The sequence below is a fragment of the Pseudomonas sp. LBUM1655 genome, from assembly GCF_059716085.1.
Window position 1 is genome coordinate 2,042,574 of sequence record NZ_CP166801.1, and the last position, 14,505, is coordinate 2,057,078.

At 60.2% G+C, this 14,505-nt stretch carries 12 protein-coding genes and 1 other RNA gene; 9 read left to right on the plus strand and 4 right to left on the minus strand.

Features of this window, described 5'->3' with window-relative positions:
- The first annotated feature begins 84 nt into the window (after positions 1-84).
- From ligA to ffs, 3 genes are all read left to right on the plus strand, one after another.
- Positions 85-2,442 (plus strand): NAD-dependent DNA ligase LigA, encoded by a 2,358-nt coding sequence (gene ligA, locus ACA074_RS09180; RefSeq protein ID WP_497678819.1) that lies wholly within the window; start codon positions 85-87, stop codon positions 2,440-2,442.
- 262 nt (positions 2,443-2,704) lie between these two features.
- Positions 2,705-3,868 (plus strand): zinc-binding metallopeptidase family protein, encoded by a 1,164-nt coding sequence (locus tag ACA074_RS09185; RefSeq protein WP_497678820.1) that lies wholly within the window; start codon positions 2,705-2,707, stop codon positions 3,866-3,868.
- A 134-nt stretch (positions 3,869-4,002) separates the two neighbouring features.
- An RNA gene (ffs, locus tag ACA074_RS09190) (signal recognition particle sRNA small type) lies at positions 4,003-4,099 on the plus strand.
- Positions 4,100-4,293: 194 nt separating this feature from the next.
- On the opposite strand, the gene ACA074_RS09195 is transcribed toward ffs, so the two are convergent.
- Positions 4,294-5,043, minus strand: a complete 750-nt coding sequence (locus tag ACA074_RS09195; RefSeq protein WP_497678821.1) for a substrate-binding periplasmic protein — start codon at positions 5,041-5,043, stop codon at positions 4,294-4,296.
- A 145-nt stretch (positions 5,044-5,188) separates the two neighbouring features.
- Here ACA074_RS09195 and dnaX point away from each other — a divergent pair, with 145 nt between their 5' ends.
- From dnaX to ACA074_RS09220, 5 genes are all read left to right on the plus strand, one after another.
- Entirely contained in the window at positions 5,189-7,282 is a 2,094-nt protein-coding gene (dnaX, locus tag ACA074_RS09200) for a DNA polymerase III subunit gamma/tau (protein WP_497678822.1), read from the plus strand.
- Positions 7,283-7,349: 67 nt separating this feature from the next.
- Complete coding sequence (locus ACA074_RS09205) at positions 7,350-7,688, plus strand: YbaB/EbfC family nucleoid-associated protein (RefSeq protein ID WP_042558527.1); 339 nt, start codon at positions 7,350-7,352, stop codon at positions 7,686-7,688.
- A 170-nt stretch (positions 7,689-7,858) separates the two neighbouring features.
- The gene (gene curA / locus ACA074_RS09210; protein WP_489878670.1) at positions 7,859-8,893 is read left to right on the plus strand and encodes an NADPH-dependent curcumin/dihydrocurcumin reductase; all 1,035 of its coding nucleotides are present in this window, start codon (positions 7,859-7,861) and stop codon (positions 8,891-8,893) included.
- A gap of 66 nt (positions 8,894-8,959) precedes the next feature.
- On the plus strand, positions 8,960-9,562 hold the full coding sequence (gene recR / locus ACA074_RS09215) for a recombination mediator RecR (protein ID WP_187681064.1): 603 nt from the start codon (positions 8,960-8,962) through the stop codon (positions 9,560-9,562).
- 193 nt (positions 9,563-9,755) lie between these two features.
- A complete protein-coding gene (locus tag ACA074_RS09220; protein WP_489878671.1) occupies positions 9,756-10,904 on the plus strand; it encodes an acyl-CoA dehydrogenase family protein in 1,149 nt (382 codons plus the stop codon).
- 120 nt (positions 10,905-11,024) lie between these two features.
- Here ACA074_RS09220 and ACA074_RS09225 read toward each other — a convergent pair whose 3' ends face one another.
- Both ACA074_RS09225 and fnr read right to left on the minus strand, forming a co-directional pair.
- Entirely contained in the window at positions 11,025-11,573 is a 549-nt protein-coding gene (locus ACA074_RS09225; RefSeq protein ID WP_497678823.1) for an adenine phosphoribosyltransferase, read from the minus strand.
- A gap of 78 nt (positions 11,574-11,651) precedes the next feature.
- Positions 11,652-12,386 carry a fumarate/nitrate reduction transcriptional regulator Fnr gene (gene fnr / locus ACA074_RS09230; protein ID WP_305442302.1) on the minus strand — a complete coding sequence of 245 codons (735 nt, stop codon included), beginning with the start codon at positions 12,384-12,386 and terminating at the stop codon, positions 11,652-11,654.
- 155 nt (positions 12,387-12,541) lie between these two features.
- Here fnr and ACA074_RS09235 point away from each other — a divergent pair, with 155 nt between their 5' ends.
- Positions 12,542-13,024 carry a hypothetical protein gene (locus ACA074_RS09235; RefSeq protein ID WP_401269624.1) on the plus strand — a complete coding sequence of 161 codons (483 nt, stop codon included), beginning with the start codon at positions 12,542-12,544 and terminating at the stop codon, positions 13,022-13,024.
- Here the strand turns inward: ACA074_RS09235 and hemN are convergent.
- Positions 13,021-14,403: an oxygen-independent coproporphyrinogen III oxidase gene (hemN, locus tag ACA074_RS09240; RefSeq protein ID WP_497678824.1), complete on the minus strand. Its 1,383-nt coding sequence runs from the start codon at positions 14,401-14,403 to the stop codon at positions 13,021-13,023. The genes ACA074_RS09235 and hemN overlap by 4 nt on opposite strands.
- Positions 14,404-14,505 lie beyond the last annotated feature (102 nt).

Here is a 14,505-nt window from a genome sequence, read left to right on the forward strand (position 1 = left end):
GAAAAGATTGCCTCGCTATAAAGAGGCAATCGGCAAAATAGATTGAGCAGCCTCGGCTGCTCTTTTGCTTTATGAGAGAACACCATGACCGCCGCCAAAAATCGCATTCTAGAGCTGCGCGCTGAGCTGGATCAGCACAACTACCGTTACCATGTTCTCGATGAGCCGAGCATTCCGGATGCCGAGTACGACCGGTTGTTCCACGAGCTCAAGGCGCTGGAAGCGGCCAACCCGGAACTGATCACCAGCGACTCTCCGACTCAGCGTGTCGGCAGCGTGGCGCTGACCGCCTTCACCCAGGTGCGTCACGAAGTGCCGATGCTCAGCCTCGGCAACGCCTTCGAAGAAACCGACATGCGCGAGTTCGATCGCCGCGTGACCGAAGGTCTGGATCTGCCGGCCGGCGATCTGTTCGGTGGCGGCGCGGCGGTGGAATACAGCTGTGAGCCGAAGCTTGATGGCCTGGCGGTCAGTCTGCTGTATCAGGACGGTGTGCTGGTGCGTGGCGCTACCCGCGGCGATGGCACCACGGGTGAAGACATCAGCGTCAACGTGCGCACCGTGCGTAACATTCCGCTGAAGCTGCACGGTGAAGGCTGGCCGGCGACGCTGGAAGTGCGTGGCGAAGTGTTCATGTCCAAGGCCGGTTTCGAGCGTTTGAACGCGTCGCAACTGGAAGTCGGCGGCAAGACCTTCGCCAACCCGCGTAATGCGGCGGCGGGCAGTCTGCGTCAGCTGGATTCGAAGATTACGGCCAACCGTCCGCTGGAATTCTGCTGCTACGGCATCGGTCAGGTCTCTCACGATATTTCCGACACCCACATCGGCAACCTCAAGCAGTTGCAGAAGTGGGGCATGCCGATCAGTCACGAACTGAAACTGGCCAAAGGCATTGGCGAATGCCTGGATTACTACCGCGACATCGGCGAACGTCGCAACTCGCTGGCCTACGAAATCGACGGCGTGGTGTTCAAGGTCAACAGCATTGCCGATCAGCGTGAGCTGGGCTTCCGCGCCCGCGAGCCGCGCTGGGCCATCGCGCATAAATTCCCGGCCATGGAAGAACTCACCGAGCTGCTCGATGTGGAGTTCCAGGTCGGCCGCACTGGCGCTGTCACCCCGGTGGCGCGTCTGAAACCGGTCAAGGTGGCTGGCGTCACCGTGGCCAACGCCACGCTGCACAACATGGACGAAGTCGCACGGCTGGGCTTGATGATCGGCGACACCGTGATCATTCGCCGCGCTGGTGATGTGATCCCGCAAGTGGTGCAAGTGGTCACAGAGCGCCGCCCTGAAAATGCGCGGCCGGTAGCAATTCCTGAGAATTGCCCGGTGTGCGGCTCGCACGTCGAGCGCACGCAATTGATCAAGCGCAGCAAGGGCAAGGAAACGGTCAGCGAAGGTGCGGTGTATCGCTGCGTCGGTCGTCTGGCCTGCGGCGCGCAGTTGAAGCAGGCGATCATCCACTTCGTGTCGCGCCGTGCGATGGACATCGAAGGCCTCGGCGACAAGAGCGTCGAGCAACTGGTCGACGAGGGTCTGGTCAGTTCGCCGGCCGATCTGTACGCGCTGAAGTTCGACGACATCGTCGATCTGGAAGGCTTTGCCGAAGTCTCCAGCAACAAACTGCTGGCAGCCATTGCCGACAGCAAGAAGCCGGGCCTGGCACGTTTCATCTATGCCCTCGGTATTCCTGATGTCGGCGAAGAAACAGCCAAGGTGCTGGCGCGCTCATTGGGTTCGCTGGAGCGTGTGCAGCAAGCTCTGCCGCAAGTGCTGACCTACCTGCCGGATGTTGGCCTGGAAGTGGCGCACGAGATTCACAGCTTCTTTGAAGATGCGCACAATCAGCAGGTGATCAGCGAATTGCTCGGTCATGGTTTGCAGATTCAGGATCAGGGTGAGTTAGGCGCCGAATTCGCTGCCAGCACCACGCTGGGAGGCTTCCTCGACAAGCTGCACATTCCATCGGTCGGCCCCGGTGGCGCACAGAAACTCGCGGACAAGTTTGGCTCGCTGGAAGCGGTAATGAACGCCGACTGGCTCGACATGCGTCAGGCGTTGCCGGAGAAACAGGCGAATTCGGTGCGTGAATTCTTTGCGCTGCCGGAGCATCGTCAGCTTGCCGAGGGCGCCGAGAAACAACTGCGTGATTTCGGCATGCACTGGCAGAGCGAGAAAAAAGTTGTCGAAGGTTTGCCGCTGTCCGGCGAGACCTGGGTGCTGACCGGCAAGGTCGAGCTAATGAGCCGTGATGTCGCCAAGGAGCACCTGGAAAGCCTCGGCGCCAAGGTGGCGGGTTCGGTGTCGGCCAAGACTCATTGCGTGGTCGCCGGTCCGGGCGCCGGGTCGAAGTTGACCAAGGCCAACGAGTTGGGTGTGAAAGTGATGGATGAAGAAGCCTTTATCGCCTTCCTCAAAACCCACGGCATCTCCGTCTGAGTCATTGGGTAAACCCAAAACCTGTGGTGAGGGGATTTATCCCCGACCGGCTGCGCAGCAGTCGTAAAATCTGAGCACACGGTTTGTCTGATTCGACCGAGTTGTAAGGTTTTGGGGCTGCTTCGCAACCCGTCGGGGCGGTGCGACGTTTCGCTAAATCCCCTCGCCACAATGGTGTTATCACCCTGGAGCGCCGTTATGAGTGGGAACGATGTTGTCATGGGAATGATCTAGTCTTGGCAAGCCCCAGGGAGAGATCGCCATGTACCGCTTTTTCGAGCAGCTCAGTTCTCGCATCGTCGCACCGTTCATGGGCGAATCTTCACGCAACAGCAAAGTCTGGCCGTGCCGCTGCGGCCAGTCGCTGTTTTTTCGCAACAGCCAGTGTCTGGCCTGCAATTCTTTGCTGGGCTACCAACCCGAACAAAGTCGCCTGACCTCGTTGCAACCCGGCCCGCAGAACGGCACCTGGACGCTCGACGCCGACCCCGATGCCGGGCTGTTCCGCCGCTGCGCCAACCTCGACACACCTGCCGCCTGCAACTGGCTGCTGCCGTTCAACGGCCATGACAGCCTGTGCATCGCCTGTAGCCTCAATCGCACCATCCCCGACCTGTCCGATCCGGACAACCCTGAACGCTGGCGTAAGGTCGAGATCGCCAAGCGTCGTCTGGTCGCGCAACTGATCACCCTCGGCTTGCAGGTCATCCCGAAAACCGTGGATGAAGAAACCGGACTGGCCTTCGACTTCATCGGCGTCGACCTCGAAGGCAAAGCGCCGATGACCGGCCACGCGAACGGCCTGATCACCCTCGACATCAAAGAAGCCGACGATGCCCATCGCGAGCAGGTGAGGGCGCAGATGCACGAGCCTTATCGCACGCTGCTCGGGCATTTTCGTCATGAGGTCGGGCACTATTACTGGGATCGGCTGATTGCCAACGGCCCGTGGCTCGGATCATTCCGCAACCTGTTCGGCGATGAACGCGCCAGTTATGCCGAGTCGCTGGATCGTCACTATCAGCAGGGCGCGCCGCTGGACTGGCCACAGCTGTACGTCAGCGCTTACGCGACCATGCACCCATGGGAAGACTGGGCGGAAACCTGGGCGCATTACCTGCACATGATGGACGCGGTGGACACCGCGCTGGGCTTTGGCATGAGCGCGCGGGAGATGGACTTCGACTACCAGCCGTTCCCGACCAGTACGCTCTACGATCCGGAGCATCCCGGTGGCGAAGCCTTCCTGTCGTTCGTCAACGCGTGGATCGAACTGGCCGGGATGCTCAACGAACTGTCACGCAGCATGGGCCAGCCGGATTTCTATCCGTTCGTGCTGCCGGCAGCGGCGATTGCCAAGCTGCATTTCATTCACCTGGTGATCCAGCGCGCGGGCGGCAAGGCGGATGAGGTTCTGACCCTGTAGTAGCTGCCGCAGGTTGCGATCTTTATGTCCTTGAAGCCATTCATATTTTTTATCTACAACCAACGGTTGTAACTTCACCTCAGATAGGTACAATGGCGCGGCTCGCCGACAGGTGAGCGTCGTTATGGTGACCCCATCGGTCCCCCCGCAACGATTACCCGTGAACCTGGTCAGAGCCGGAAGGCAGCAGCCACAGCGGGAACATTGTGTGCCGGGGTGTGGCTGGTGGGGGCACCACCTTAATGAACATCAAACGCTTCAATCAGAACTGCATGGGTTTCGCCCACTGCGGTTTTTTTGTGTCTGCGATTTGTCAGATCGACACAAATTCTCTGTAGGAGTGAGCCTGCTCGCGATGGCGTCCAGTCTGCCAGAGATGAGTTGGCTGACTCACCGCATCGCGAGCAGGCTCACTCCTACAAAGGTTATGGGGTGTTTTCGGAGTTGCCGGTATAGAGCCGAATAATCTCATCAATCTCCCCCGACATTTTCATCCGCAGCAACGTGCGCAAAATCCGCTGCACCGGCACCTTCGGATCATTCCTCACATAGCAACCGACTTTCTGCTCCTGTAGCACCGCGACGTCTTGCAGTTGCTGTTCGGGTGCCAGGCGCTGGTTGAACCAGTCCAGCGTCCACTGATTGCTCACGGCGTAGCGATAACGCCCGGCCAGCAGTTTGTTCAGCACTTGTTCCTGATTGCGCGCATCTTCGCGTTGCAGGCGATTGGCGTCGAACAGGGGTTGCAGGGTGGGATAGCTGTAGCCGAGCACTGTGCCGATCGACTGGAGGGGCAGGGTGGCAGGATCGGCGCTGGCGGGTTGATCCTGGCGAGTGATCAGCAAGTCGCGCTGAAAAAACAACGGAATGCTCCAGATGTAATCCCCGGACTGATTCGGCAGCCACGACTGTGCGGCGTAGCAGCGCACATCGATCTCGCCGTGTTCCATGGCACTCTGTATGCGCGTGCGGGGCAGGACGTTGAATTGTGCCGGCACGCCGACCTGGGTCGCGAGGCTGAGCATGATGTCATAGAGAATGCCCTGGGTCGGGCGGCCGCGTTCCAGTTGCACCATCGGCATCGCCCAACTGTCGGCCACGGCGAAGCGCAACGGGGGTTCCGCTGCCGTCACGCTCAGGCTGATCCCCAGCAAAGCCCCCACGGCCCAACGCATAAACGCTCCGGTAATTCACGATCCCGAGCCGATAAAAGCCTCTGCTGATGCAGCTTAGCCAGATTAGCGAAGGACACCGGATGCAATTTTGCCCTTGCTCCGCTAGCATTAGCCGCTTCAGCTTCCTTCGTTGCGACGGTTTTCGATGAGTTATCAGGTTCTTGCACGTAAATGGCGTCCGCGCTCGTTCCGCGAAATGGTCGGCCAGACCCATGTGCTCAAGGCTCTGATCAATGCCTTGGACAGCCAGCGGCTGCACCACGCGTACCTGTTCACCGGTACGCGCGGGGTGGGTAAGACCACGATTGCGCGGATCATTGCCAAATGCCTGAACTGTGAGACAGGTATCACTTCCAGCCCTTGCGGCGAATGTTCGGTGTGCCGCGAAATCGACGAAGGCCGTTTTGTCGACCTGATCGAGATCGACGCCGCGAGCCGCACCAAGGTTGAAGACACTCGCGAGCTGCTCGACAACGTGCAGTACGCGCCGAGTCGTGGGCGCTTCAAGGTCTACCTGATCGACGAAGTGCACATGCTCTCCAGCCATTCCTTCAATGCGCTGTTGAAAACCCTCGAAGAGCCGCCGCCCTACGTCAAATTTATTCTGGCGACCACTGACCCGCAGAAACTTCCGGCAACGATTTTGTCGCGCTGCCTGCAGTTCTCACTGAAGAACATGACGCCTGAGCGTGTGGTCGAGCATTTGACCCACGTCCTCAGCGCCGAAAACGTGCCGTTCGAAGACGATGCGCTGTGGTTGCTGGGTCGCGCCGCTGACGGCTCGATGCGTGATGCCATGAGCCTGACCGATCAGGCGATTGCCTTCGGTGAAGGCAAGGTTCTGGCCACCGACGTGCGGGCGATGCTCGGCACGCTGGATCACGGTCAGGTCTATGACGTGCTGCATTCGTTGATTGAAGGCGACGCCAAGGCTTTGCTCGAAGCCGTGCGTCATCTGGCCGAGCAAGGCCCGGACTGGAATGGCGTACTCTCGGAAATTCTCAACGTGCTGCACCGCGTGGCCATCGCTCAGGCACTGCCGGAAGGTGTCGACAACGGCCATGGCGACCGCGATCGCGTGTTGGCACTGGCTCAAGCCTTGCCGGCCGAAGACGTGCAGTTCTATTACCAGATGGGCTTGATCGGTCGTCGTGACTTGCCGCTGGCGCCGGACCCGCGTGGCGGTTTCGAAATGGTGCTGTTGCGGATGCTGGCCTTCAGGCCTGCCGACACCGCGGATGCCCCGAGGCAACCGCTAAAGCCAGTGGGGATCAGCCAGGCCACAGTTGATTCCGCAAACTCCGTGGCTGCCGCGCCTAAAGCTGCGCCGGTGGTCGCTGCGGCTGTTGCGCCAGCGCCGACGCCTGCGCCAGTGGTCGAGCCTGCACCGGCTCCCGAGCCAGTGGTTGCCGCTGAACCAGAGCCGGAACCGGAACCGGAACCCGAGCCAGAGCCTGTCGCCGTCGAAGCCGTTGTCGACTTGCCATGGAACGATCCGGTAGAACCAGAGCCCGAGCCTGCGCAGCAACCCGCTGTCGAGCCGGTGCTGGAAACCGCCGCCGAGCAGCCCGAGCTGCCACCGATGCCGCTGCCGACCCCGGACAGCGTCGTGCCGGACGCACCCGAGTGGGCCGCTGCGCCGATCCCCGAGCCGTCGGTCGCTGACGTCGACGCCGCCACTCCGGGCATGGAGATGGACGACGAGCCGCCGCTGGACGAGGACTACATCGAGCCGGACATGGATTCGGCCTACAGCTACCTCGACGAACTGGCCAGTGAACACGCCTCTGAACCGGCGCCGGAACCCGAGCCGGAACCTGCCGCGGCACCCGCCACCGGTCTGGCGTTGCAATGGCTGGAGCTGTTCCCGAAACTGCCGATCTCCGGCATGACCGGCAGCATCGCCGCCAACTGCACGCTGATCGCGGTCGATGGCGACCATTGGTTGATGCACCTGGACCCGGCCCACAGCGCACTGTTCAACGCCACGCAACAGCGACGTCTCAACGATGCGTTGAACCAGTTCCACGGCCGCACACTGAGCCTGACCATCGAACTGATCAAGCCCGAGCAGGAAACCCCGGCCCAGGCCGCGTCCCGTCGCCGAGCCAACCGTCAGCGCGAAGCGGAGGAGTCGATCCACGGCGATCCGTTCATCCAGCAGATGGTCCAGCAGTTCGGCGCGGTCGTGCGACACGATACTATTGAACCTGTCGACGCCTTGGTCGCCCAAGGCTAATAACTGAAGGCGCTCGGTCTTAACCACCGGGCGCTGTTTTGATCCAAGTACTTTTGAGGTGATTACCATGATGAAAGGTGGCATGGCCGGCCTGATGAAGCAGGCACAGCAGATGCAGGAAAAAATGGCCAAGATGCAGGAAGAACTGGCCAACGCTGAAGTCACCGGTAAGGCCGGTGGCGATATGGTCACCGTGGTGATGACCGGTCGTCACGACGTGAAAAGCGTGAGCATCGACCCAAGCCTGGTCGAAGGCCTGAGTGAAGACGACAAAGAAATGCTGGAAGCCGTGGTTGCCGCCGCCGTCAACGACGCCGTGCGCAAGATCGAAGCCAACAGCCAGGAAAAAATGGGCGGCATGACCGCCGGCATGAATTTGCCAGCGGGTATGAAACTGCCATTCTGATTCGCCATCCGGCGGCAGATGAGCTACACAAAATGCCAGGCATTGCGCCTGGCATTTTTTTTGGCTGATCGTTCCCACGCGGAGCGTGGGAACGATCAAGTGGAACGCGCCACCGCCACAAAGGTCTGCTCCCTATACCCCCGAATTCATCATTCACAGGAGACGCTGACATGTCCGACCCTCTGACCCTAAACCAACGTATCGTCCTGGCATCCCGACCGGTCGGCGCGCCGACCCCGGAAAACTTCCGCCTCGAACGTGAAGCCCTGCCGGATCTCGAAGAAGGCCAGGTTCTGCTGAAAACCCTGTACCTGTCACTCGATCCCTACATGCGCGGACGCATGAGCGACGCACCGTCCTACGCCGCGCCGGTAGAAATCGGCGAGGTGATGACCGGTGGCGCTGTCAGCCGAATCGAGCGTTCGCGTCATCCAAAATTTCACGAAGGTGATCTGGTGGTCGGCGCGACCGGTTGGCAGAGCCACAGCATCAGTGACGGGCGCAATATCATTCCGATTCCGTCAGGGCTGCCGAGCCCGTCGATGGCGCTCGGCGTGCTGGGTATGCCGGGCATGACTGCGTACATGGGGCTGATGGACATCGGCCAGCCGAAAGAGGGCGAGACTCTCGTGGTGGCGGCGGCGTCGGGCGCGGTCGGCTCGGTGGTCGGCCAGGTGGCGAAGATCAAAGGGCTGCGCACGGTTGGCGTGGCCGGCGGTGCCGAGAAGTGCAAATACGTGGTCGAGGAACTGGGCTTTGACGCCTGCATCGATCACAAGGCTGCGGACTTTGCCGAGCAGTTGGCCAAGGCCTGCCCCGATGGCATCGACGTCTATTACGAGAACGTCGGTGGTCATGTGTTCGATGCGGTGGTGCCGTTGCTCAACCCCAAGGCGCGCATTCCGTTGTGCGGTCTGATCGCCGGTTACAACGCCACCGAAGCACCGAAAGGCCCGGATCGCTTGCCGATGCTGCAACGCACGCTGTTGACCAAGCGTGTGCGGATTCAGGGCTTCATCGTGTTTGATGACTACGGTGATCGTCAGCCGGAATTCATCAGCCACATGGTGCCGTGGGTGCGTGAGGGCAAGGTGAAGTTTCGCGAGGACGTGGTCGAGGGCCTGGAGCAGGCGCCTGACGCGTTTATCGGTCTGCTGGAAGGACGCAACTTCGGCAAACTGGTGGTGAAGGTCGCCCAGGACTGAGTATTTGACGCTGGCCAGAGGCGCGGGTATAAACCGCGTCTCGTTGTTTTGTCGGACTTTTTACCCATGAGCTTCAGCCCTTTGATTCGCCAACTGATCGACTCCCTGCGAATTCTGCCGGGTGTGGGTCAGAAAACTGCCCAGCGCATGGCGTTGCAGTTGCTCGAACGTGATCGCAGTGGCGGTCTGCGTCTGGCCCAGTCCTTGAGCCAGGCCATGGAAGGCGTCGGTCACTGCCGCCAGTGCCGTACGCTGACCGAAGACGATCTGTGCCCGCAATGCGCCGATACCCGTCGCGACGATACGTTGCTGTGCGTGGTGGAAGGGCCGATGGATGTTTATGCGGTCGAGCAGACCGGATTCCGTGGGCGTTACTTTGTGCTCAAGGGGCATTTGTCGCCGCTCGACGGGCTAGGGCCTGAGGCCATTGGCATTCCGCAGTTGATTGCGCGGATTGAAGAAGCCGGCACGTTTACCGAAGTGATCCTCGCCACCAACCCGACCGTGGAAGGTGAGGCGACGGCGCATTACATCGCTCAGCTCCTCAACAACAAAGGTTTGATCGCTTCGCGAATTGCTCACGGTGTACCGTTGGGTGGTGAACTGGAGCTGGTGGATGGCGGCACCTTGGCGCATTCGTTCGCCGGGCGTAAACCGATCGCCCTCTGATATTTATGGTGTCTGATTTGACGCCTTCGCGAGCAGGCTCGCTCCCACAATGAATTTGTGTCGTTTACAAATCCCCTGTGGGAGCGAGCCTGCTCGCGAATGGCATACCTCGGTTTGACTGATTCACATAATATTGTTGAAAACCAAGCAAGCGCTCGGTTAACGTCGGCGAACCCTTCCGTGGAGCTCGCCCATGCCTGCCTTTCAGGAATACTTCGACCCCAGCCACCAATTGGTCCGCGACAGCGTCAGACGTTTCGTCGAGCGTGAGATCTTGCCGGACATTGATCTGTGGGAAGAATCAGAAAGCTTCCCCCGTGAGCTGTACCTGAAGGCGGGTGCCGCAGGGATCCTCGGTATCGGCTACCCCGAAGCGCTGGGTGGCAGCCATGAAGGCGATGTGTTCGCCAAGGTGGCCGCCAGTGAAGAGTTGATGCGTTGCGGCTCGGGCGGCCTGGTGGCGGGGCTGGGGTCGCTGGATATCGGCCTGCCACCGATCGTCAAATGGGCGCGGCCCGAGGTGCGCGACCGCGTGGTCCCACAAGTGCTCAGTGGCGAGAAGATCAGTGCACTGGCCATCACCGAGCCCGGCGGCGGTTCCGACGTCGCCAACCTGCAAACCCGCGCCGTGCTTGACGGCGAGTTCTACCGGGTCAGCGGCAGCAAAACCTTTATCACCAGTGGCGTGCGCGCCGACTTTTATACCGTCGCGGTGCGCACGGGGGCGCCCGGTTTCGGCGGCATCAGTCTGCTGCTGATCGAAAAGGGTACGCCGGGTTTCACCGTTGGCCGCCAACTGAAGAAAATGGGCTGGTGGGCGTCGGACACGGCTGAATTGTTCTTCGACGATTGCCAGGTGCCTGTGGGAAATCTGATCGGTGCCGAGAATATGGGCTTCGCCTGCATCATGGGCAACTTTCAGAGCGAGCGACTGGCGTTGGCGCTGATGGCCAACATGACCTCGCAGCTTGCGCTTGAGGAGAGCCTGAAGTGGGCACGCGAGCGTGAAGCGTTCGGCAAGCCGATCGGCAAGTTTCAGGTGATCAAGCATCGTCTCGCCGAAATGGCCACGGCGCTGGAAGTGTCGCGCGAGTTCACGTATCGGCAGGCAGCCAAAATGGCCGCGGGCAAAAGTGTGATCAAGGAAATTTCCATGGCGAAGAACTTTGCCACGGACACGTCGGACCGGATCACCACCGAGGCGGTGCAGATTCTGGGCGGGATGGGATATATGCGCGAGAGTCTGGTCGAGCGGCTGTATCGGGATAACCGCATTCTTTCGATTGGCGGCGGGACGCGGGAAGTGATGAACGAGATCATCAGTAAGCAGATGGGGCTTTAAGTCATGTGGTGAGGCGACTGACGCCTTCGCGAGCAAGCTCGCTCCCACAGGGGATTTGTGAGCGGCACAGATCCAATGTGGGAGCGAGCCTGCTCGCGAAGGCTGACTTGCAGACGCTACTTACTTATCAGTCAACGCAAACTGCGTCAGGCAGAACGTAGGAATCCCCATATCCCCCAGACGCTGTGAACCACCCAGCTCCGGCAGATCAATGATCGCCGCTGCCTCGTGCACCCGCGCACCCATGCGGCGGATCAGGTTGGCCGCGGCCATCAGCGTCCCGCCGGTGGCGATCAAATCGTCAAACATCACCACCGAATCACCTTCACACAGGCTGTCAGCGTGGACTTCCAGAAACGCTTCGCCGTACTCGGTGGCGTAACCCTCGGCCAACACGTCCGCCGGCAGTTTGCCTTGCTTGCGGAACAGCACCAGCGGCTTGTTCAGTTGATAAGCCAACACCGAACCGATCAGGAAACCGCGGGCGTCCATCGCGCCGATGTGGGTGAAGTCGGCTTCCACATAGCGGTGGGCGAAGCTGTCCATCACCAGGCGCAGGGCCGTTGGCGACTGGAACAGCGGGGTGATGTCGCGAAAGATCACGCCCGGTTTTGGGAAGTCGATCACAGGGCGGATCAGGGATTTGATGTCGAAGGAGTCGAAGACCATCGTCGAGGTGTCCTGGCAGGGCTGCAAACGGCGCAGTATACCCGCGGCTGAAACGCTTCGCTCGGCCGCGGGTCGAGATCAGCCGTCGATCGAGCCACCGGCCAGGGCGCAGAGCTGGATCGGGTCGAGGATGTGGATCTCTTTGCCCTCGGCGGCAATCAGTTCGTTTTGCTGGAAACGCGTGAACACCCGCGACACGGTCTCCACCGCCAGACCGAGGTAGTTGCCGATTTCATTGCGCGACATGCTCAGGCGGAACTGGTTGGCCGAAAATCCGCGAGCGCGGAAGCGTGCCGACAGGTTGACCAGGAAGGTGGCGATACGCTCGTCGGCAGTTTTTTTCGACAGCAGCAGCATCATTTGCTGATCGTCGCGAATCTCGCGGCTCATCACGCGCATCAACTGGCGGCGCAGTTGCGGCAGTTGCAGGGCCAGTTCATCGAGGCGTTCGAAAGGAATTTCGCAGACCGACGTGGTTTCCAGTGCCTGGGCGGAAACCGGGTGTTTCTCGGTGTCCATGCCGGACAGGCCGACCAGTTCACTCGGCAGGTGGAAACCAGTGAGCTGCTCTTCGCCAGCATCACTCAGGCTGAACGTCTTCAGGGCGCCGGAGCGTACTGCATAAACGGAATCGAACGTGTCGCCCTGGCGGAACAGGAACTCACCCTTTTTCAACGGGCGGCCCCGTTTAACGATTTCGTCCAGCGCATCCATGTCTTCCAGATTCAGAGAAAGTGGCAGGCAGAGAGGGGCCAGGCTGCAATCCTTGCAATGGGCCTGGCTGTGAGCGCGCAGTTTAACTGGCTCGGACATTTCTTTAATCCTTGTGGGAAAACACACATAAGACGTAAGGGTAACCCACGGGAGGACATTCAGGCCAGTCTGTGGCGAGATTGCCATAACGGCGTAAAGCCGCAGGGCAAGTGGCCGATAAGGTGGTATCAGAACGCATGCAAGGAATCGAATCGATGACGGCCATTGGTACGCTGGGCCTTGGTAGCAGCGGTGTTGAAGCGCTGTCGGAAGCGTTTAAAAACACGGCCGACAAGCACCACGACGCTGAATCGACAACAGGGACAACCCCGACCTTGGTCGAGGGCGTCAAAGTGTCGCTGTCCGGTGCCTCGATCGAGAAGTCGGCCAGTGCCGGCGGTGACAATCGCGACATCGAAGAAAGCGGCTTGCCCGAGAATATCCAGCAATTGCTGAAGATGATCCGCAATTTGCAGCAGCAGATCGCCGAAAAGAACGCGCGCATCAAAGCCGTCATGGCCGACAAGACGCTCTCCACGGAAGTGAAGATCGCCAAACTCGCCGCCCTCAGAGGTGCCATTGCCGCGCTGAACAACGGTCTGATTACCGCCAATCTGTCCCTGTCCAAAGTCATGAACCAGTCCGACCTGACGCCGGAACAAACCATGAAAACCGCCTCGTTGCTGATGAAAAACTAAATCACCCGCGAGAAACGCTGGCGGTTCTGCTGTTCGAGGTACGCATCGAACACCATGCACACCGAACGCACCAACAGTCGTCCTGCCGGCAGTACTTCGATCCGCTGACTGTCCAGCGTAATCAGACCATCCTCTGCCATGCCTTGCAGTTGTGGCCACAGAGCACCGAAATAGCCCTGGAAGTCGATGTTGAATTGCTGCTCGATCTTGATGAATTCCAGGCTGAAGTTGCAGATCAACTGCTGAATAACCGCCCGACGCAAGCGGTCATCGGCGTTACACACCAGCCCACGGCTGGTCGCCAGTTGCGCGGAAGCGAGGGTGCTCTGGTATTCGTTGAGATCGCTGCTGTTCTGGCAGTAAAGGTCGCCTATCTGGCTGATCGCCGACACGCCCAGACCAATCAGATCGCAATGACCATGGGTGGTGTAGCCCTGGAAGTTGCGCTGCAGGGTTTCTTCTTCCTGAGCTATCGCCAGTTCATCGTCGGGCAGCGCGAAGTGATCCATGCCGATGTAGCGGTAACCGGCGGCGGTCAGTTGCTCAATGGTGCGCTGGAGCATTTCCAGTTTCTGCGCCGGGCTCGGCAGTTCGTTGGCGTTGATCCGCCGCTGCGGCATGAAGCGTTCCGGCAGGTGCGCGTAGTTGAACACCGAGAGCCGGTCCGGTTGCAGGCTGATGACTTCCTCGACGGTGCGCGCGAAGTTGTCCGGGGTCTGCTTGGGCAGGCCGTAGATCAGATCGATGTTGATCGAGCGAAATTGCAGGGTGCGCGCGGCGTCAATCACGGCGCGGGTTTCTTCCAGGCTTTGCAGGCGATTGACCGCCCGTTGCACCGCCGGATCAAGATCTTGCAGGCCGATGCTGACCCGGTTGAAACCCAGTTCGCGTAGCAGGCCCATGGTTGACCAGTCGGCTTCACGCGGATCGATTTCGATGCCGTAATCGCCGGAGTCGTCATCGAGCAGATTGAAGTGCTTGCGCAGGTGCGCCATCAATTGGCGCAGCTCATCGTGGCTGAGAAAGGTCGGAGTGCCGCCGCCGAAGTGCAGTTGTTCGACTTTCTGCGCCGGGTCGAGGTGGCAGGCGATCAGCTGGATTTCCTGTTCGAGCCGTTGCAGATAGGGCTGGGCGCGACCGCGATCCTTGGTGATGACCTTGTTGCAGGCGCAGTAGTAACAAATGTTCGCGCAGAACGGCACATGCACATAAAGCGACAACGGGCGCAGGGCCTTGCGGCTGTCGCGCAGGGCATGGAACAGGTCGAATGTGCCGACCTGACTGTTGAATTGCACGGCCGTCGGATACGAGGTGTAACGCGGCCCCGCCAGGTCGTAGCGGCGGATCAGATCAGTGTCCCAACGAATGGCGTCGAGCATGCGGGCATTCCCCGGATAGGCTGGCAGTGTGGCGAGTCTAGGGGAGGGCGTGCGGGGGCATCTTGATTTGCATCAACGGTGGTTGAAGGCTTGGCCCGGTTT